The sequence below is a fragment of the Methanobacterium sp. genome (assembly GCF_016217785.1).
GTDB lineage: Archaea > Methanobacteriota > Methanobacteria > Methanobacteriales > Methanobacteriaceae > Methanobacterium.
This window is the reverse complement of sequence record NZ_JACRGA010000026.1, coordinates 73253-92303: the sequence shown is the minus strand read 5'-3', so window position 1 is coordinate 92303 and position 19051 is coordinate 73253. Positions and strand designations below refer to the sequence as shown.

General features: G+C 38.2%; 21 protein-coding genes. 17 read left to right on the top strand and 4 right to left on the bottom strand.

From position 1 onward, the window contains the following. The first annotated feature begins 188 nt into the window (after positions 1–188). From HY987_RS11385 to HY987_RS11350, 8 genes are all read left to right on the top strand, one after another. Positions 189–1538, top strand: a complete 1350-nt coding sequence (locus tag HY987_RS11385; protein WP_292758702.1) for a hypothetical protein — start codon at positions 189–191, stop codon at positions 1536–1538. A gap of 66 nt (positions 1539–1604) precedes the next feature. Next, positions 1605–1994 carry a DUF5518 domain-containing protein gene (locus HY987_RS11380; RefSeq protein WP_292758699.1) on the top strand — a complete coding sequence of 130 codons (390 nt, stop codon included), beginning with the start codon at positions 1605–1607 and terminating at the stop codon, positions 1992–1994. A 3-nt stretch (positions 1995–1997) separates the two neighbouring features. Then, positions 1998–2459: a zinc-ribbon domain-containing protein gene (locus HY987_RS11375; protein WP_292758696.1), complete on the top strand. Its 462-nt coding sequence runs from the start codon at positions 1998–2000 to the stop codon at positions 2457–2459. A gap of 279 nt (positions 2460–2738) precedes the next feature. Further along, positions 2739–3155, top strand: coding sequence for a hypothetical protein (locus HY987_RS11370; protein WP_292758693.1), 417 nt, complete (start codon positions 2739–2741; stop codon positions 3153–3155). A 52-nt stretch (positions 3156–3207) separates the two neighbouring features. After that, positions 3208–3567 (top strand): hypothetical protein, encoded by a 360-nt coding sequence (locus HY987_RS11365; RefSeq protein ID WP_292758690.1) that lies wholly within the window; start codon positions 3208–3210, stop codon positions 3565–3567. A gap of 177 nt (positions 3568–3744) precedes the next feature. Beyond that, on the top strand, positions 3745–4188 hold the full coding sequence (locus tag HY987_RS11360; protein ID WP_292758687.1) for a hypothetical protein: 444 nt from the start codon (positions 3745–3747) through the stop codon (positions 4186–4188). 443 nt (positions 4189–4631) lie between these two features. Beyond that, positions 4632–5861, top strand: a complete 1230-nt coding sequence (locus HY987_RS11355; protein WP_292758684.1) for a hypothetical protein — start codon at positions 4632–4634, stop codon at positions 5859–5861. A 125-nt stretch (positions 5862–5986) separates the two neighbouring features. Then, positions 5987–7024: a TetR/AcrR family transcriptional regulator gene (locus HY987_RS11350; protein WP_292758681.1), complete on the top strand. Its 1038-nt coding sequence runs from the start codon at positions 5987–5989 to the stop codon at positions 7022–7024. Positions 7025–7051: 27 nt separating this feature from the next. Here HY987_RS11350 and HY987_RS11345 read toward each other — a convergent pair whose 3' ends face one another. Continuing rightward, a complete protein-coding gene (locus tag HY987_RS11345; protein ID WP_292758678.1) occupies positions 7052–9058 on the bottom strand; it encodes a copper-translocating P-type ATPase in 2007 nt (668 codons plus the stop codon). Positions 9059–9252: 194 nt separating this feature from the next. Between HY987_RS11345 and HY987_RS11340 the strand changes: the two genes are divergently transcribed. The 4 genes from HY987_RS11340 to HY987_RS11325 all read left to right on the top strand — a co-directional run bounded on the left by HY987_RS11340 (position 9253) and on the right by HY987_RS11325 (position 12040). Then, on the top strand, positions 9253–10110 hold the full coding sequence (locus HY987_RS11340) for a hypothetical protein (RefSeq protein WP_292758675.1): 858 nt from the start codon (positions 9253–9255) through the stop codon (positions 10108–10110). Then, a complete protein-coding gene (locus HY987_RS11335) occupies positions 10110–10604 on the top strand; it encodes a MarR family transcriptional regulator (RefSeq protein WP_292758672.1) in 495 nt (164 codons plus the stop codon). Before HY987_RS11340 ends, HY987_RS11335 begins: the two co-directional genes overlap by 1 nt. 13 nt (positions 10605–10617) lie before the next feature. Then, a complete protein-coding gene (locus HY987_RS11330; RefSeq protein ID WP_292758669.1) occupies positions 10618–11166 on the top strand; it encodes a flavodoxin domain-containing protein in 549 nt (182 codons plus the stop codon). Between the two features lie 103 nt (positions 11167–11269). Continuing rightward, the gene (locus HY987_RS11325) at positions 11270–12040 is read left to right on the top strand and encodes a CPBP family intramembrane glutamic endopeptidase (RefSeq protein ID WP_292758666.1); all 771 of its coding nucleotides are present in this window, start codon (positions 11270–11272) and stop codon (positions 12038–12040) included. A gap of 74 nt (positions 12041–12114) precedes the next feature. On the opposite strand, the gene HY987_RS11320 is transcribed toward HY987_RS11325, so the two are convergent. Beyond that, on the bottom strand, positions 12115–12624 hold the full coding sequence (locus HY987_RS11320; RefSeq protein ID WP_292758663.1) for a CDP-alcohol phosphatidyltransferase family protein: 510 nt from the start codon (positions 12622–12624) through the stop codon (positions 12115–12117). Positions 12625–12674: 50 nt separating this feature from the next. Further along, complete coding sequence (locus tag HY987_RS11315) at positions 12675–13967, bottom strand: alpha/beta fold hydrolase (protein ID WP_292758661.1); 1293 nt, start codon at positions 13965–13967, stop codon at positions 12675–12677. A 365-nt stretch (positions 13968–14332) separates the two neighbouring features. Here HY987_RS11315 and HY987_RS11310 point away from each other — a divergent pair, with 365 nt between their 5' ends. The 3 genes from HY987_RS11310 to HY987_RS11300 all read left to right on the top strand — a co-directional run bounded on the left by HY987_RS11310 (position 14333) and on the right by HY987_RS11300 (position 16573). Next, the gene (locus tag HY987_RS11310) at positions 14333–15040 is read left to right on the top strand and encodes a methyltransferase domain-containing protein (RefSeq protein WP_292758759.1); all 708 of its coding nucleotides are present in this window, start codon (positions 14333–14335) and stop codon (positions 15038–15040) included. Positions 15041–15063: 23 nt separating this feature from the next. Continuing rightward, positions 15064–15666, top strand: coding sequence for a flavin reductase family protein (locus HY987_RS11305; protein WP_292758658.1), 603 nt, complete (start codon positions 15064–15066; stop codon positions 15664–15666). A 448-nt stretch (positions 15667–16114) separates the two neighbouring features. Next, positions 16115–16573: a GyrI-like domain-containing protein gene (locus HY987_RS11300; protein WP_292758655.1), complete on the top strand. Its 459-nt coding sequence runs from the start codon at positions 16115–16117 to the stop codon at positions 16571–16573. A 74-nt stretch (positions 16574–16647) separates the two neighbouring features. Here HY987_RS11300 and HY987_RS11295 read toward each other — a convergent pair whose 3' ends face one another. Further along, positions 16648–17253, bottom strand: coding sequence for a TMEM175 family protein (locus HY987_RS11295; RefSeq protein WP_292758652.1), 606 nt, complete (start codon positions 17251–17253; stop codon positions 16648–16650). A 204-nt stretch (positions 17254–17457) separates the two neighbouring features. On the opposite strand from HY987_RS11295, the gene HY987_RS11290 reads away from it, so the two are divergent. Then, complete coding sequence (locus tag HY987_RS11290; protein ID WP_292758649.1) at positions 17458–17919, top strand: GyrI-like domain-containing protein; 462 nt, start codon at positions 17458–17460, stop codon at positions 17917–17919. Between the two features lie 397 nt (positions 17920–18316). Further along, the gene (locus HY987_RS11285) at positions 18317–18805 is read left to right on the top strand and encodes a TIGR00288 family NYN domain-containing protein (RefSeq protein WP_008514172.1); all 489 of its coding nucleotides are present in this window, start codon (positions 18317–18319) and stop codon (positions 18803–18805) included. Positions 18806–19051: the final 246 nt, after the last annotated feature.

Genomic DNA, 19051 nt, shown 5'->3' with positions numbered 1-19051 from the left:
GTTGGGCAACTCTAATAAATTCAGATATTTCCTCATTTCGAATCATTTTTTTTATAATTACCCAATAGAAAATTATAAATATCAAATAATGAATACCATTCATTAATGAATTATATATATTAGTGAATTCTATTCACTTATATAAAGACCACAAATGAAAATTTAAATTAATGTTTAGGGGGGAAAATATGAATTATAAGTCAATTTCCATATTTATGGCATTTTTATTCATTTTTGGACTTTTAAGCTTTTCTTTTGCCACTTATGGAGATCAGGAAATCCCTACACTCCCTTCACCGCCAGGGGGACAGGATGGTGGTGGAAGTCCTGGAGGTGAAGGAGGGGGCCAAACCGGAGGCGGTAGTCCTGGGGGCAATGGAAACTCATCGGGAGGGGGAAATCAAACTACAACCATACAAACTGGAACCGTGTATGTTAACCAGAATTCCCAGGACATGGTGGTTGTTAAAAAGACTTCAAAAATTTCTACCAACACCACAACTCGAAACGAATCTCAATCCCCAAATGGAACTGTGATTCTTCCAGAAATCCGTCCAATCCCAGTTCCAGATCCAATCATTATTATTGTTCGTTGGGTGAAACCAGCAACCCCCGGACTTAGAGATCCCGATTGGCCTTATACCCAAAATCCAAATGGAACATTTATACCTGAACCAGGGTTTGTACATCTAAATGGAAATGCAACAACCACCAGCCAAGTAACCCCCGCTGGAACCGTGCCCCATCAAGTAACGGATTCAAACGGTGTAACTTATTACGCTTTCTGTTTGGAACCAGGTCAGAAAGCCCAAGTAGGAGAGACTTTAACCAGTTCAGATATTTCTCCAGCTGTGATCTATGATATAGTTGAAAAATCCAATCCTGATGATGGCAGCAATGCCTATAAAACCCAAATTAAGATATGGGCCATTTTAACAGGAGGAAACATCGACCCCAACAGTGGTGAAGCAAGTCTACTTAAGGAAGAAATGGGAATCTCGGATAGCCAATTCAAGGAGGACGTTAACACAGCTACTGCGGAGTTGAAAAGAGAATATGGGGTTAAAGATGGGCAAATGTCTCTGCTTCTTGACTATCGCGCCGTTAACATCTTTGGATATAACATGCTTGAGAATCTTTTCACCGGGATCAAACACTTAGTAGGATGGTATTCACCTTATAAACCACTTTCACAATCACTCTCATCATCTCAAAATGATATGATTATTAATCAACAGTCTACACCTTCAAACACACAGCCCACCAATACTCAAACCAGCACTCCGACTCCTGTACAACCTGGCCCTAATCAACAAGTATGTACAAAATGTGGAGGTTCTGGACAGATAACTGAACCGTATAGCTATGTAGAATGGGTTGCTTGCAGTAGATGTGGTGGTTCTGGCCAGATCTATGATCAAATTGAGAGCATATACATTACTTGTCCAACTTGTCATGGATCAAAGGGATCTCTAGTGCAGAAAACCGGAACAAAATCAGTCACTTGCCCTGTTTGTGGAGGTAAAGGTGTTGTATAAAAACCATTTCCCCTATTTTTCCTTTTTAAAATCAGGATAAAGTTAGAAAGATTAAGGAGGTTTTAGATGTTTAAGCCAAAAGCGATTCTAATTGGAACTTTAATAACGATAGTGCTGGTTTTCATATTTGAACTTATCCTCGGACCATTGGGAGGATTCTTAGGACTGTTTTTAGGAGGTTTAGTGAGTCTCTACCTCATGGAAGTAGATTACAAGGATGGAATCATTCATGGAGCTATTATGGGAGTTTTGACAGGAGTGGTGTTTGACATCCTTATAATTCTTGTTGCCTCCCTCAATGGAATATCCTTAGGACTATACTTAGCTGGTGGTGGAATTCTTACCTTACTGGTTGCTCTAATCGTTTACGCAGTTCTGACTGGAATTGGAGCTGCAACCGGGATCTATCTAAGAGGTATGCTAAAAAATCATAGTAAAATTGGATTAAGGGGGTAAAAAATGTTTTGCACTGAATGTGGGGAAGAGTACGTGGAAGTAGTAAACTTCTGTTCTAAATGTGGTGCGGATTTAACTCTCTACCCCGATACAAATCCTGATTTGAACCCTTCAGGGTCTTTAGATGTAGTTCAATCATCTGTAAAGAAAAATTCAATAAATCTACCGGAAATTAGTAAGGAAGATTCAATTAGGGATGATAAGCCCATGATTGGTCACACCCCCGGTGGAAATGAATCAGCACCAGAAAATCCAGGAAATTCATGGGAGGATGAAAAAGAACACATGGAATGTGTCATTTCTCAACTGGAATATGAGAATCAGAAATTGAGGGAAGAAAAGGAAAAATTAACAAAACCGCGATCGAGAGGGACAAACCCACCTAAAAAATCAGGGCTGCCCCGCCCACAAATTAAATCATCGGAAAGCATGTGGAACAAATTTAAAAAATGGTACAACGAGTAAGTAGACGAGTTAAGGTGAAAATATAGGGTGGGATTTTAGTGAAAAATAAAATAAAATATGGGGGTTGCTTCTCTTTGTAGTTTTAGTGGTTTTTATTGGTTTGATATCCTTAAAATCATCTGAAATTAATTCTTTGCCTATTAATCATCGATTATGCGAATCCAGGTTCTTGGTAATGATGGAGATGCAAGTAAAGGTATGAAATTAAGTCAGAATCATGCCTTTGAATCCCATTAATATTATGGAATAATGTTTTTAATCTAAAGGAGGTGAAATGAAATGAAAAACGGTCATAAACTTATTATTGGTATAGTGGTTTTATTATTAGTTATATTTTTAGCCTTCCAAGCATCAGGTTATATGACTTCATCCAATAATTCTACAAATAACACTACACAGAGCAGTGAAAATGGCACAAACAGTCAAGTGAGTCAAAAAACTGCTACCAACACCCAGAAAACAGATCAAATTTCTCAGCAACAAAACAATCCCACTCCAGAAGAAAAAGGTGCTATTTGCTCGATTTGCAATGGTAAAGGTTACTATAATTGCCCTATTTGCCATGGAACAGGAATAGATCCTCAAACAGGTCAGAAATGTGCGGGTGGGCAGCCAGGTTGTAACGGAGGTATAGTACACTGTTATAACTGTAATGGTGATGGTAGGATGGATCCAGGAGACGGGACTATGATGTAATAATCCATTCCCATATCCTTTTTTAATTGCTTAAATTGTCCCGGAGGAGAAAATGAAAAATAAAGATTGGATCATCATAGCACTCATTGTGATAATCTTGATATTGGGAATAGGGCTGGTCTGGACCATTCAGACCCCGAGGAATGCCACTTCTAACAACACCACCCCCAACCCAACATCTTCCAGTAATTCAGGAAATGTTCAAAAAACACCAACAAGTACCTCCACTCAGGTAACAAACACCCAACAAACCAATACTCAAACTGAAACTCAAAGTGAATATGTAACTTTAACCTGCGCGGTCTGTGAAAAGCAGTTTCAGAGTCCGAGGAACGGCCCTCAATTAAAAATCTGTGATGGGTGTGTTAACACCCCTGAAGGCCAAAAACTCCTTCAAGAAGCAGGTTATTAAAATTGCGTTATGTTACTCCAGAGATTATTATGGCTTTCAAATGCAATGGGGAACTATTCAAGTATTATTAAAGAAATTAGAAGTTTTAATGACATCATTAGTTATCATGAAGCAAATGTTAGCTCTGTTTTAGGGTATGCGACTTAGAGGAGGTTAACAGAAAGGAGATGTTAAAACATGAAAAATAAGCAAAAATTGATTTTAGGAGCGATTGCAGCCATAGTGCTGGTTGGATTAATTGGAGCGTTTGTTTTATTTCAACCAACTGGAATAGCATTGAATGTTTCGAACAATTCCTCAGAACAGGGGGCTTCAAGCCAGGGAATTGGAAGTCAAGGTAGCGGTAGTCAAAGTGGAAGTCAGGGAATTGGAAATTCAGAGGGTAACTCCGGTTCACCAGGAACCAAATATGTAGATTGTCCAACATGTACGGATGGAACTGTTACAGAAAAACGCTTGACTACTTGCAGTTACTGTGGTGGTACGGGGTTAGATCCAAAATCACTTGCAGGATCCGGGGTAAAATGTAGTAACTGTGGAGGTACAAAAGTTACTCCACCATTAAAAGAATATAAAGTTACTTGCCCCACTTGTAATGGTGCAAAACAGGTCCCCGCATAATAGAATAAAGGAATTCAGTTTAAAAACAAAGAATCCCCATATACAAGAGTTTCCCCATACAGCTAATGAAATGGCACATATGTTTGCTGACGATTATCAGCAAGGTATAGATGAAGGCACAATTCATAGAGATTTAAATCCTGTATCTGCAGCCATATTGAGCCGCATGAGCTTGTAAACTACCTAAGAACAGAAAATACTTCTCTAACTTAACTATATAAGTCAAAAACACCATCAGAACGTATATTGGGATCGGATAAACAGATCCACCCATATAAAACCATCTTTCGAAGAAGAAATGACGTGTCACTGAAAAACATAAATCAGAAGAAGAAATCACAGAATAAATTAAAACAATGTTATTTTCATGAAAAATACTATCTTCCATTTTAATTAAGGAAAAAGTTGTAAAAGGAGGTGAAAAGATTAAAAAACAACAAATAATGGTGTTATTAACAGTACTTTTCAGTTTAGTCTTTTGCGGTGCCGTAGCAGCAGCAGATGGTCAATGGAAAATGGAAACAGTGGATAATAATCTTGGAGGCATGACCTCACTCGATAACTCAATAGCAGTGGATAATCTCGGTAATCCACACATCAGCTATTATGATAGCAACACCGAAGATTTAAAATATGCTTCAAAGACAGGAGATAATCCCTGGCAAACTGAAACTGTGGATACTGCTGGAAATGTAGGATTAGATACTTCTTTAGCTTTAGATGGATCTAATAACCCACACATCAGCTATTATGATAAGACTAATAATTTAGTGAAATATGCCTATAAAATCGACAACAACCCCTGGCAAATCGAAAACGTAGACACGGCATTAACTTATCACACATCCTTGGCTTTAGACAATCACGGCAATCCACACATCAGTTATCATGACCAGACAACTAATTTAGTGAAATATGCCTACAAAATCTACAACAATCCATGGCAAATCGAAAACGTAGAAACAGTTGCTACGGGTTATACTTCGCTGGCTTTAGACGCCCAAAGTAATCCACATATCAGCTATTTTGATAATACAAATAATATAGTGAAATATGCATATCATATCGGCGGTTCACCCTGGGAAATCGAAAACGTAGCTGTGAACATTGGAACTTGGGAAAACAGCGCTATAGCTGTGGACGGTTGGGGGAATCCCCATATAGCTTACACCAGTGCCAGTGGTCTAATTCACACTGCCTGGAATGGTGTATCATGGGATAAAACTACAGTAGATCCAACTCATGGAGGATTTGTATATGACCTAGCATTTGATGCTTCGGGAAATCCACATATCTACTATGAAGACGTGTTTAGTGGTGGTAATGATAATATCCAGAAGTACGCCAGTTTTATGGCTGCGGGCTGGAATATACAAGAAGTGAAACGGCTTGCAAAAGGTATGGGAGTATTATCTTCCATGGCATTGGATAATTCAGGGAATCCTCACATCAGTTACATCTATTACGGCACATTAGTTTACGTGCATTTTTCACCTAGCACGGACCTCTCAGACCCATCAAGTAGTTCAAGTAGTTCAGCATTGGTAAAAGCAGCATCCACAAGCAAAGAAACAAACAGTGCTGTGGGAATGCAGGAAACAGGAACATCAATTTTAGGACTATTATTGGCAAGTTTGATGCTCTTAGGAGGGTTAATAACATCAAAAAAATAGTTTTTCACCCCATTTTTTTATTTTTTGGGAGAATCTATAAGATACTGTAGAACTGATCATATTTGAACATGAAACATTATGATCATCAGAAAAATACAATAAACATCACAGACTTTAGTTATACTATGATCTCGCGAATGGAACGTAAGAAGGCGCAAAATAAGAGATTAATACTAGATGCCACGGAAAAATTAATTGCAGAAAAAGGAATAGGGCAACTTACCATGAATAAAGTGGCAGAAGAAGTAGATTTTGCCATTGGAACTATTTATCTTTACTTCAATACCAAGGAAAGTTTGTTTGCTGCAATTTATGCCCGTATAAATAAAGAGATTAACCAGGCCATAAAAAATAAAATGGACCTATATCAAACCGGTTCTGAGAAGGTAGTTGCCACCGGAACAGCGCTAATGGAATTTACTATTTCTAATCCTCAAAAATGGAAAGTAGGAATTGAATTATATCATGAACAGTTTGAAGATGCCCAAGATCCCAATGTGCAATATCTCCTCCAAGCTGTTAATGAAATGATTCACATGCTAGCTGACGCTTACCAGCAAGGTATAGATGAGGGTTCAATTCATGCAGATTTAGATCCTGTATCTGCAGCCATATTTAGCCGAATGGCTTTTATAAATGCATTTGCCCTAAACTCAGAGCAGAAGATGCTTCTCGAACTCAATAAAATTAGTCCAAAACGCTATCATAGCTTTGCTTGGAATTTGATAAACAGATCGACCCATATAAAACCATCTTTAAGAGAAGAAAGTGATATGCCACTGGAAGATCACAGATCAGAAGAGGATATAAGAAAGGAAATTAAAACAATGATTGACTCCCTGGGATTGCCAGCTGAAGACGCCATGCAAATCAGGGATGCTTGGTTAATGTTAACTCAGATCATGATGGGAGGTGTTGAACATGAACCCATAGAAAACACCCCAAATCGTGTTACAGAAAATGTAACTTTGTGCCCAGCATTCAATTCGTTTAAAGAAACAGGTACCTCTCCTGATAAAAATATAATGGAAGGTTGTCCAAGATATTGTACTATTTTAGTCGAAACTCTGAACCCCCAATATATCCCACGATTCAAAAAAAAGTTGTGTGCAGGTGATGCTTACTGTGAAATTGTTATTGAGTTAAAAGATGATTTAAGTTGATTTTTCACTATTCCATGATCGTTACTTCTATTTTTCCATCCTCAAAAACCTGGAATTAATCGCCACAATTATGGTACTGGCAGACATCAACACTGCCCCCATGGCAGGGGTTAAAATAATCCCATAAGCCGATAAAACCCCGGCGGCTAGGGGTATGGCAAATATGTTGTAGCCTGCTCCCCAGGCCAGGTTCTCAACCATTTTCCGGTAGGTAGAACGAGCCAACTTGATTATGTAAAGGGCGTCCAGAGGGTTACTTCGAACCAGGATTATGTCCGCTGTTTCTATGGCCACATCAGTCCCGGCCCCAATGGCAATTCCCACATCTGCCTGAGCAAGGGCAGGGGCATCGTTGATACCATCACCAGTCATGGCCACGACCAGTCCCTTTTCTTGTATTTCCTTTACTTTTCGGGCCTTATCCTGAGGGAGGACCTCGGCAAAATACTGATCCAGACCCACTTCCTGGGACACCCATTCTGCCACTTCCTTCTTATCTCCGGTTATCATGAGGCACTTAATACCCATTTCCTTAAACCTGGCCACAGTTTCCCTGGACTCAGGACGGACAATGTCAGCCAGGGCAATGGCACCCCTCACTTTACCATCAATAATAACAAAAACCGTGCTTTTTCCCTGAGATAACAACTCATCAACTCTCTCATCATCAAATCCAAGGCCCAATTCTTTTAAATACCCCGAACTTGCTACTTCAACTTTTCTTTCCCCAACCAGACCTTTAACACCTTTTCCAGGAGTTGATCTGAAATTATCCACCGGAAGATGATCCGTCACCTCAGCTACCACCCCCTTGGCAATGGGATGCTCGGAATATACCTCCAATGATGCGGCATATTTTAAGATTTCTCCAGAGTCAAATTTATCATCCAATGGAATGATATCAGTTACTCCAAACTCTCCTTTGGTTAAGGTACCAGTTTTGTCAAAAATAATGGCATTTATGTTCCGTGCTTTCTCAAAAGAAGTTCTATTTCTTATTAATAGACCGTTGCTAGCTGATAGTGCTGTTGAAACAGCTACAACCAGAGGGATGGCCAGTCCCAGTGCATGTGGACATGTAGTAACCATCACCGTCACCGCCCGCTCGAGAGAAAAGGCCAAATCCTGTGCAGTGACTATCATCCAGACCACCAGAGTTATGAAACCCCCAGTAAGGGCTATAATTGTCAGATACATGGCGAAACGGTCCGCCAAGTTCTGTGTTTTGGATTGGCTAGCCTGGGCTTCTTCTACTAAATTTATCACCTGTGATAAAAAAGAATCCTTACCTGTTTTCCGGATTTCTACTTGGATGGAGCCATCCCCATTTATTGATCCAGCTATAACCTCACTTGCAATCTTTTTATACACCGGTTCCGACTCCCCAGTGAGCATGGATTCATCAATGTTAGTTTCACCATGCGTAATCTGCCCATCAGCAGGAACTTTCTCCCCCGGTTTAACCAGCACCTGATCTCCCACTACCAATTCTTCAAGTGGAACCTCCATGGTTTCCCCATCATGCATTATTTTATGGGCAGATGAAGGTAAGAGTTTTACCAGTTCTTCCAGGGCTCTTGAGGCACCCATGACTGATCGCATCTCCAGCCAGTGCCCCAGAAGCATGATATCAATCAGGGTGACCAGTTCCAGGAAGAATATCTCACCTTTAAGTCCGAAAACCACTGCACTGCTGTAAATATAGGCAGTGGTTATGGCTACCGCCACCAAGGTCATCATTCCAGGCATTCTTGACTTTGACTCATTGTAGATTCCCTTAAAGAAAGGATAGCCACCGTAAAAGAATATGATGGATGACAAAATGAAAAGGATGTAAATATCACCAGTAAACGCCAAATATTGACTGATACCTAAAAAATGCTGTATGTGTGACGTTAGAACGATTACAGGGATTGTTAAAATTAAACAAATCCAAAAACGCCGCTTGTACTCGGCGATCATATGGTGGTGGTCATGACCGTCGGGTTTCTTTTTCATCTTGCCCATTTCATGGTCCTGATGGGAATGTTCCATTCTAATACCTCCAAAAATCCCCTTAATAATCAGTGATTATTATTATGTGGATACTGATTAAAACAACTTTGAGATATTTTACTAATCAACTGGAAGAAAATTTAATCTTCAAAAAAGTTTATATACTAGTTCCTACTCTTTAGGTAATATATTACCTAAATATGTAATATATTACCTATTGGGGTTGGAAGAAAATGAACAAAAAAATAATATATACAAACTCAATTGCAGTTGCCATTCTGGCATTAATAGCAACCTTAGCTGGATTATTTTGGAAAGGACTTTATCAACATGACACAATTTCTGGCACAGCTCAAATGATGGGCCAGGATTTAGTTACACTGGTAATCTGTATTCCACTGTTAATTGGTACATTATATTTAATCAGAAAAGATTCACTCCGAGGACACTTGATTTGGGTGGGGATCATATTTTACTTCCTGTATTCCTACGCGTCAATGGCTTTCCTTACATCCTATAATCAACTATTCCTGGTTTATGTGGCCATATTTTCCATATCGCTGTATACGCTCCTGGGAGAACTATTATCTCTAGACACGAAAAGTATCAAGAAAAGTTTCTCCCCAGGAGTTATCCATAAAATTGCCGCAGCATTCCTGGTAATTATTGGGTTAATGCTTGCTGGAATGTGGCTTAAAATGATTATTGATTCATTATTAACTGGTATTGCGCCATCTGCACTGGAAACTTACACTACGCTGGTAATTCAAGCATTAGATTTAGGAGTTGTTGTTCCTGCGGCAGTAATTACCGGAGTACTTCTATTTAAAGGCAAAGAATGGGGATATGCACTTGCTTCCATATTCTTGATAAAAGTATCACTACTGGGAACTGCAATACTTTCCATGATCTATTTCATGGCACAAAATGGTGTGAATATTGAATTAGGACAGGCTATGTTCTTTATAATTGTCACGGTTCTGGGAATAATAATTTCAGTAGCTTTTTACTCTCAGATAAAAGGCTCCGTGAATGGAAATAAATATGTTGAAGTCCATAAAGGTGATATAGAAACCATACGGGTAAAATAATGAAGGATTCAAATGAAATTAAGGAAGAATACAGTTCGGAAAGGTTGGAGATGGAAAAATACATCTTAATAGTCTTATTCCTTGTTCAGCAAAGATGGGGATATGTAATCAACAAAGATCTTGCCGATGACCAAATAACCACTAAACAATGGCTAATGATGATCGTGATGGTCAATGCCTTCCAAAATCCCCCTTCCATGCAAGAAGTGGCTGATGCCATGAGCACCACCCACCAGAACGTCAAACAACTGGCCACCCGTTTGGAAGCTAGGGGATTTTTGAAAATAGAACGATACCCTGAGAATAAACGTATCAACCGTTTAAAGATCACAGCCGAATGTTTTGAATTCTGGAATAAGAGAACCCCAGAAGATGCTGAATCCATAGTCTCATTATTCAATGGACTGGAAGATATTGATATAAAAAATTTATTTGAAATAATGGGTAAACTGGAAAAAACATCCAGTGAATTGTACAGGGAAGCTAAAAAATAAGGAGTTGATGTTCATGAAAGCATTAGTTGTATATGGAAGTCGATACGGCACCGCCGCTGAAATAGCTGAAGAAATAGCCCGTGTTATTAAGGAAGAAGGAGTTGAAGTTGACCGGGTCGATATCCGAAGGATTAAGGATTGTGATGTAACCCTCTATGACCTGGTGATAGTGGGAAGTGGGATAAAAATGGGTAAATGGACCAAAGGATCCCTTAAATTCCTTCAAAACAATAAATCCACCCTAGCGAAGAAAAAAGTTGCCCTATTTGTCAGTTGTGGTGCTGCCAATGAAGAAGATAGTCGGGCCGAAGGCCAGGAGAAATATCTGGACGAAGTGGCCGCCAAGAACCTGGTAAACCAACCAGTGGCAACCGGACTTTTTGGTAGTGTTTATGATCCTAATGCCAAACATGGAATCGTTTTTAACTTCACCCAGAGATTTATTAAAAAAGATTTGGAAAAAAAAGGATTAGATCCAACTAAACGCCATGATTACCGTGACTGGGATGGTATACGTAGCTGGTCGCGTGGTCTGGTAGATCTATTAAAAAATGAAAGATAATAAACTTTACTTAACTTAATTAATAACATAAGATGGTTATAATCCTAAAATGCGTTGAATAAGTTAATTAACATGGAAATTAAGTATTGAATAGGTGATAAATATGAAATTAAACATTAATTGGAAGTTGTTTTTGATTCTTTTTGTTGCAAGTATTATTGCCAGTCTACTGGTCCTTCCTTATGCCCTGGCCCTTAGCCCGGCATTAGCCAGTGTTTTCACCCCGGTTGTTTTAATTGCACAATTAATCCAAAGCATAATTCTGTTTGCAATTGCCATCCTGGTTGGTTTAACCCTATATAAACGTGTTGGGTTCAAAATGCCAATATTGGAGGGTTGGCTCGAAGGGAGAGAAGTAGGAAACTATCTGAAATCTATTTTAGGTATTTCTGTAGGATTAGGGGTTCTTGCAGGTATCTTAATCATTCTATTTAGCTTTCTATTCACATCTGCATCCAGTGTTCTTCAGGGTGCAGAGTTAACAGTACCACTTTGGAAGAGCTTCTTAGCATCTTTCTATGGTGGAATTGGTGAAGAAATACTATTTAGACTATTTGTGATGACGGTTATAGTCTGGATATTCTATAAAATTAAAAAAACCCCAGAGGGGAAGCCCACCACCATCGGAATCTCCTTAGCCATTATAATAACTGCAATTCTCTTTGGAATTGGACATCTACCTATAACTGGCTCAATAATAGCCATCACACCATTGGTAATTGTCAGAGCCATAGTACTAAATGGAATTGGGGCCATAATATTTGGTTGGCTTTACTGGAAAAAAGGATTGGAATCAGCCATGATCAGCCACTTCTCCGCAGATATAGTGTTGCATGTTCTGTTCCCTCTGATACTTTCTTCATTCATCTTGTGAAAATGTCAGGCAGATTTAAGTTTATAAACTAAGTTTATAAACTTAAAAAAAGTTTATAATGTTGATCTAGCGTTTTATAAACCATCTGATCTGCGCATAAAGAAGAATAAACGAGTAAGGACAGATGTTAAACAGATTAATATTAAAAGAATAAGTAAAACTTGCCGTAAAACTATTTCAGGGAATATGAGGGAGATAAATATCATTAACATAAGATAAGCTCCCAGATATTTGCCCAGTGGATCGTAAACTGGTTTTTCAAGGCCTGATGTAGCCACGAAAAGCAAAAACATGGCGATGATCAAGACCAGGATCAGGGGATCATACCATCCTTTGATAATATAGGCCAAGAAACAAATTACAATAAGGGCAAAATCCGCAGTCACATCAAGATATGCTCCTTTATTTGATGATGTGCCCATTTTTCTAGCCACATAACCATCTAATACATCTGTAATACCTGATAAAATTAGTATAAAGAGTGATACTAGAAATAAATCATTTAAAAAGGCATAAAAAAAGAGAGGGGCAGCTATGAATCGGATGGATGTTAATCCATCGGGGATGTGGGATTTATATGACATTTTATAGGCCCTCCAAATAGAAATAAAAGAGATGAATAGGTCATTAGTTTCTACTCAAATTTTTTTAACCATTGACTGATATCTTCTATTACTTCTTCACTAACATGACCCTCAACTCCATATTCCTGTGGAGTTGATTTACCCTTCCCTTCAATAAATAGATGGTTTAAGCTGGGAAAAATATGGAAAGAAACATTTTTTCGAGATTTAAGCTCGTCTTCCCATACTTGGAAGTCTTGGGTGGGTGAAACCTGATAATCACGTCCTCCTTGCAAAATCAACATAGGCAAGGACAGGTTTTTCAGGATTTCTTTAGTCGGATGACTGCGTAAATCCAGGAAATATGTAGCTGAGATCCCTAAAGGTAGTTCTTTTGATGGAACTCCCTCAGAAAGTTCGGGGTCCTTCACACGGGCTACTTTAACTTTCAAAGATTCTAATGTGGCCTTCTGTTCATCGGTCATAGATCCAGCAAGACTGTAAAGGTAGGTGAATTGTTCTAAAATAGTATCTTCCAGTGGGCGGATAGTCCCGGCCATGATAATCAGTCCCGCCAGATCCGTATCCTGCTCTCCGATACGAGGGGCAACAGACGCACCTAAACTGTGACCCAACACAAAAACACGGCTCGAATCGATTTCAGGTGTCTCGCGCATTAAGTTAACTGCTAGTAGTGCATCTTCAATGACTTCTTCCTTGACTGTCATCTTGGAAACAATGTCTTCTGTGAACTCTGAAGCATGTTTAAGGGTTCGTTTATCATATCTTAGCACTCCAATTCCTTTTGAAGCCAGACCCCATACCAGATCACGGAATATCTTGTTGGGGCCAATAGTTTCATCCCGATCATTGGGGCCTGAACCATGAACCAGCACCACACCTGGAAAAGGTTCAGTATTATCAGAAGAATTATTTGGGATTGTAAGAGTACCTGGCACTGCCCATTTACCCTTCCCAATAGTCACTTCAACCTCTCTGAAAGTAGAAGTATCCACATATGCGGGTGGATGGTACTCAGTTTTTGAGGGTATTAAACTCAATCCACTGATTTGGCCCTGACTATTAAACACCAATTGTACATCAATGGCAGCCAATTCAAACTGACATCTGACACTAACAATCCGATGGCCTTCCATTTCAGCAGTTTGCAACACACCCATCTGAATTAAATCACCTGCGGGTAGAGTTAGACGTTGCCATGACTTCTTTAACTCAGATTCAGGAAAAGCAGTTTTCATCTGGTCATCAAACTGGCTGGCTGCCCTGTCATAATTTTTCTGTAACAGTTGAGAGACAAATCTCTCTGCTAATGCCTTTAGATTCTCGAAATTTAAAGAACTCATAAAAATCACGGTTTTATTTAAGATTCTCATTGTAAATTATTATATCGGATATAAATAAGTGGACACAACCCATACATCTTCAGGAATCTTCGGTTGGCTTCCATCCCACTCATGTTTTTTGTATATGCCAATTTTGGACATGTATTCAAAATAACCGTACAATATTGAAGTTCCAGGAGGGGTTATGGAATAATTAGGGTTATGAAATAATTCCTGTTCATATGTATATCTGTGTCGGAGTATTAATTTTGATCAACATAATCAGGTTTGATCAACATAATCTGGCAAAATTAAAATAGAATAAACAATTGCAGGTATCCATATTAAAAATATCAACAGTAAGATTAGTGGGGAATGTGACGAAAATGGGAAACAATCAAAAATGGTATTATGATGAAAAACAGGCAGGAGTGGATTATTTAGATCCAGAAATAGCCCGAGAATATGATAAAGAACATCAAAAATTTAGAAACTTCGAGGATGAAACAGAGGCCATTGTTCAGACATTAGGAATTACACCAGATGATACTGTACTGGATTTCGGTTGTGGAACTGGTGGAATTGCATTAAATCTTACAAAAAATTGTAAGAAAGTCATTGGTGTGGATATTTCAAGAGAAATGCTCGATATTCTCGAAGAAAAAGCTAAAAATGAGGAAATTACCAATATTGAAACTCATTGCGCAGGATTTTTAACTTACAATCATGGTAAGTCCCATAAAGTAGATAAAATCGTTTCCATGGTTGCACTTCATCACCTCCCTGATTTCTGGAAATCAGTGGCACTCCTTAAAATGGCAGAAATTCTAAAAACAGGTGGAAAGCTCTATCTTTTCGATGTTGTGTTCACCTTTAATAGTCAGGATTATCAAAAGGCCCTTGGAAAGATGATACAAGAAATGAGGGATACTGCGGGTGATTCCATGGCGGATGAAATTGAAGTTCATATCCGTGATGAATTCAGTACCTATGACTGGATAATGGAAGGTTTGCTGGTGAAAGCGGGATTTTCAATTGATTCTGTGGAAGTTAAAGCAGATAATTTAAGGGGCTATGTCTGTTCTAAATTGTGATATTATCATGTTAATTTAGATTAATGATTAGAGAGGGTGTATTATATGAAAAAGAGTCTCGGAGCAAAAAATTTAGGTTTCCAGTGGGATCCTACAATGACAAAGGTAAGCCCAATGTGATGAATGCCGCTGCAGGAGGGATATGCTGTCTGACCCCACCATGCATCTATGTGTCCCTCCGTGAAGCCACATGCACCTACCACAATATCATGAAAAGAAATGCCTTCACTGTGTCCATCCCTTCTGATAAATACATGGAAGAAGCTGATTATTTTGGACTGGCCACTGGGAAAAAAGTGGATAAATTTGAAGTTTCAGGACTCACACCAGTACAAAGTGAATTAGTAGATGCACCATACATTTTGGAGTTTCCAGTGGTTATATCCTGTCAGTTGAAAGAAACAATTTTTCTGGGGTCTCATACCATGTTCATAGGCGAAGTAGTGGATTTGAAGGCTGATGAAGAAGTATTGTCTACCATAAATGTGAAAGAAGGTCAAGAATTGACTAGAATAAACATTGAAAAAGTATCACCATTGATTTACGATTTATCCCTTCGAGGTTATTATAAACTAGGTGAGAAAGTTGGTGAAGGATTTAAGGATGGTTTAAAATTATTTAAGTAAAAAAAGTAGTTTTCTGGGTTTTAGGACAATAACCCCGATAATTATTGAAATTAGAGGAGTAGATAAACTCGTTCTTAATCCAGTTAAGGGTATCAATGGATTATAAAGTACGGTGTGAAGAAATTAGATGGTAATAAAAACAAAAAAGATTTAATAATGCCATAAGGGATTGGCAAATGAGCTATTCCTTTAAGGAATTTAAAAATTACCAGGAATGTTATGAAATGCTTATATTTTCAGGATAATAAATGGAATTGGATTTGTACAATTACAGTCTGGTGGTGGCTGCTTTTAAAAACTATGACCTGAATAAAAATTAAAATTGTCTGTATTGGTGTATTTCATTGTTAAATAATGAAATTACTTTTCAGTTGCTCACCAAAACTAGATAATTCTAAATGTCTAAATTAATGACATTGAAAAGTAATTCAAAAGAGAGTGATTGACAATGGAAATCGAAATAAAAACTATCCCCCTGTATCAGGTGGCATTTATCCTAAAAAATGGGAGTTACGGGCAGATCCCAGAAACTCTGGGAAAAGTAGTAGAATGGTTAATGTCTAAAAAAGTTGAAATACAAATGCCAGTCTATGGATTGTACTACAACAGTCCCATGGAAGTATCTGAAAAAGACCTAAAATGGGAAGTGGGAGCTGCATTCATTGGAGATCTGGAAGGAGAGGAGGATATACAGATTAAAGAAATCCCAGAGCATGAAGCAGTTTCCACCATATTCAAAGGACCTTACGGTGAGGCCGCATCAGTTTACATGGCCTTAATTGAACATGCTCAGAATGAGGGATACCAGATTGCAGGTCCGCCCCTGGAAAGTTATCTGAACAGCCCCGATGAGGTTCCTGAAAGTGAACTATTAACTGAAATCCAGTTTCCAGTGATGAAAAAATAATTTCCAAATATGCAAAAAATTAAAAAACATAGAATAAAAAAAATCTTCTAATTAGAACAGTAGGTAGTGTTTGGTTACTGGATAAGCTTTTTTATGAGTGGATTGGCCAGGTACACCAGGTTAGCCCAGGCAAAGAAATAATAAGACAAGCCAAGGGCCACTATGGCCAATACCGGGAAAATCATAGTGGTTCTGGTTATTAGCTTCGCTGATGATTCATCCAGATCTTCATCAACTAATCCTTTTCGGACTGCATAAATCCAGTTCACACAATATAAAACACCTGCGAAAAACAGGTTCAACTGGAATATCACACTGGCTGTGAAATAACTACCAAATTCTCCTATTATCTCGGTGGAAAAGGGTACCATTGCTATAAAAAGTAACCAGAAAACATTTATGGTGATCAAAGTAGTGTTGGAACGTTTAATGAAGAAAAACTGCTGATGATTCACCCTCCAGAATCCAGCCAGTATCCAGAAACTCAGGGCATAACTTAACAGTTTAGGCCATAAATCCCATAGTTGCTGTTGGAATGCAGCTTCAGTTAAGGCAGAAGATACATCAGGCACTCCAATACTTAAAACCAAAAGGGTCATGGCAATGGCAAATACACCATCCACCAATGTTTCAATACGACTGGTAGTCACCCAGTTATTTATTGAATTAGAATTTGTCATTAGAATATGGTTTCCCCATTAAGATATAAAATTATCGGGGATTATTTGGCAATATACATCTAACTCCAATATCATCTCATTGAGTGTTCATTTAACACCATTATCTTACCAAAATTTACATTCAAAGTTTTATGAGATCGGGAAAAGTCCATCAATAAAATAGTTAACAAATGGAAAACTAAGTTTACATTAAGGGTGTAAAACATGGAAGTAATAGAAAAAAGGATTGAAGAGGCCAAAGTGGCTTATATTCCATACAGTGGAAGTTATGATCGTATCCCTGATTACATACAAGAGGTAGGGCAGTGGGTTATGGGAAAAGAACTTAAAATGACTGGCCGAGTTTATGGAACCTACTACAACAGCCCGGAAGATGTGGCTGAGGAAGACTTGAGATATGAAATCGGTTTTTCATTTGCAGGAGATGCAGTACCCGAAGGCAAGATCGGTATTAAGGAAATCCCCGAGCACACGGTACTGTCAGCCATACACCAGGGCCCTTATACGGCAGTAGGGCCAGTTATACACTCCGTGGTAGATTATGCTGTTAAAAATGGCTACGACATTGTGGGACCAGTAACCGAAGTGTACCTCAACGATCCTGCAGAGGTTCCTGAAAGTGAACTTTTAACCGAAGTGCAGTTTCCAGTGATAAAAATGAAATAATTTATTCATTGAATCTTTTTTTAACCTTTTTTACATTGCACTTCCTATTTATAATCCCAAAGTCCCGAATAAATATTTTATGAGACCATCCGAGATATTTAGGGCTGCTTAAACTTCCCCTGATTTGTTAATATTTGGGTGTAATTTGGGCATAGCTATTTATTATTAGGATTGAATAAAATAGACTAGTTCTTACTTAATTCCAAAAGAATTAAAAGGACCACATCAAGAATCCGTATGACTCAAAAATGTGAATATAAATGTTATGCTGCTTAAAAGCTTACAAAACAAACAATTAACAATAATAATAAGAACAGTAATAAAAGTATATAATAATATTTAACTAATATTAAAACACCTGGCTCGTGTTTATCATTAAATAGAACCAGGAGGAACAATGCGTAACCTCGAAAAATTTAAAGAATATATTCCCCGAATGGGAGAACCTAATGTAAAAAGTGTTGCATTATTAATAGATGGACCTAACATGCTGCGAAAGGAATTCAACTTCGATCTGGACGTAGTACAGGAAATACTTGCAGATTATGGGAAAATAAGGGTGGGAAAAGTTTTCTTAAACCAGTATGCCTCAGATAAACTTATTGAAGCCATAGTTAACCAGGGCTTATCCCCCATCATCGTTGCAGGAGATATAGATGTTCAAATGGCAGTTGAAGCCTTTGAAGCCATACACAACCCCAATATAGATGTTGTGGCCTTGATGACCCGCAACACTGACTTTTTACCACTCATCAATATTGCAAAGGAAAATGGAAAAGAAACCATAGTGATTGGTGCGGAACCTGGTTTCAGCATCGCCCTCAAGAACTCTGCAGACAGCACCATAGTCCTGAAAAAACAACACCAACCCCATGGAGCAGTCTAAGGGAATTTATTCGTATTCTATTTTTTTAATTTATTGAAAAGTAAACTTCTCATTTTCCCTTAAAATGCCCATTTTTCTATTTTGAATAACCAATATACTCAAATAAGAAAATAATAGCTAATTTTTTTCTTCCATCTTTTTTATAACACGGAAGGACCAGATGTTTTCAAAGGATTATAAAAAAAATCCCCTCTTTTTAACACTGAATACAATCTGATTTCATTTTAAACCTTGAATTATCAGTTA

Excerpts from the sequence above, each read along its gene's own strand:
- HY987_RS11385 (WP_292758702.1), top strand. The coding sequence starts at position 189 with ATGAATTATAAGTCAATTTCCATATTTATGGCATTTTTATTCATTTTT.
- HY987_RS11380 (WP_292758699.1), top strand. The coding sequence starts at position 1,605 with ATGTTTAAGCCAAAAGCGATTCTAATTGGAACTTTAATAACGATAGTG.
- HY987_RS11375 (WP_292758696.1), top strand. The coding sequence starts at position 1,998 with ATGTTTTGCACTGAATGTGGGGAAGAGTACGTGGAAGTAGTAAACTTC.
- HY987_RS11370 (WP_292758693.1), top strand. The coding sequence starts at position 2,739 with ATGAAAAACGGTCATAAACTTATTATTGGTATAGTGGTTTTATTATTA.
- HY987_RS11365 (WP_292758690.1), top strand. The coding sequence starts at position 3,208 with ATGAAAAATAAAGATTGGATCATCATAGCACTCATTGTGATAATCTTG.
- HY987_RS11360 (WP_292758687.1), top strand. The coding sequence starts at position 3,745 with ATGAAAAATAAGCAAAAATTGATTTTAGGAGCGATTGCAGCCATAGTG.
- HY987_RS11355 (WP_292758684.1), top strand. The coding sequence starts at position 4,632 with ATGGTGTTATTAACAGTACTTTTCAGTTTAGTCTTTTGCGGTGCCGTA.
- HY987_RS11350 (WP_292758681.1), top strand. The coding sequence starts at position 5,987 with ATGATCTCGCGAATGGAACGTAAGAAGGCGCAAAATAAGAGATTAATA.
- HY987_RS11345 (WP_292758678.1), bottom strand. The coding sequence starts at position 9,058 with ATGGAACATTCCCATCAGGACCATGAAATGGGCAAGATGAAAAAGAAA.
- HY987_RS11340 (WP_292758675.1), top strand. The coding sequence starts at position 9,253 with ATGAACAAAAAAATAATATATACAAACTCAATTGCAGTTGCCATTCTG.
- HY987_RS11335 (WP_292758672.1), top strand. The coding sequence starts at position 10,110 with ATGAAGGATTCAAATGAAATTAAGGAAGAATACAGTTCGGAAAGGTTG.
- HY987_RS11330 (WP_292758669.1), top strand. The coding sequence starts at position 10,618 with ATGAAAGCATTAGTTGTATATGGAAGTCGATACGGCACCGCCGCTGAA.
- HY987_RS11325 (WP_292758666.1), top strand. The coding sequence starts at position 11,270 with ATGAAATTAAACATTAATTGGAAGTTGTTTTTGATTCTTTTTGTTGCA.
- HY987_RS11320 (WP_292758663.1), bottom strand. The coding sequence starts at position 12,624 with ATGTCATATAAATCCCACATCCCCGATGGATTAACATCCATCCGATTC.
- HY987_RS11315 (WP_292758661.1), bottom strand. The coding sequence starts at position 13,967 with ATGAGTTCTTTAAATTTCGAGAATCTAAAGGCATTAGCAGAGAGATTT.
- HY987_RS11310 (WP_292758759.1), top strand. The coding sequence starts at position 14,333 with ATGGGAAACAATCAAAAATGGTATTATGATGAAAAACAGGCAGGAGTG.
- HY987_RS11305 (WP_292758658.1), top strand. The coding sequence starts at position 15,064 with ATGATTAGAGAGGGTGTATTATATGAAAAAGAGTCTCGGAGCAAAAAA.
- HY987_RS11300 (WP_292758655.1), top strand. The coding sequence starts at position 16,115 with ATGGAAATCGAAATAAAAACTATCCCCCTGTATCAGGTGGCATTTATC.
- HY987_RS11295 (WP_292758652.1), bottom strand. The coding sequence starts at position 17,253 with ATGACAAATTCTAATTCAATAAATAACTGGGTGACTACCAGTCGTATT.
- HY987_RS11290 (WP_292758649.1), top strand. The coding sequence starts at position 17,458 with ATGGAAGTAATAGAAAAAAGGATTGAAGAGGCCAAAGTGGCTTATATT.
- HY987_RS11285 (WP_008514172.1), top strand. The coding sequence starts at position 18,317 with ATGCGTAACCTCGAAAAATTTAAAGAATATATTCCCCGAATGGGAGAA.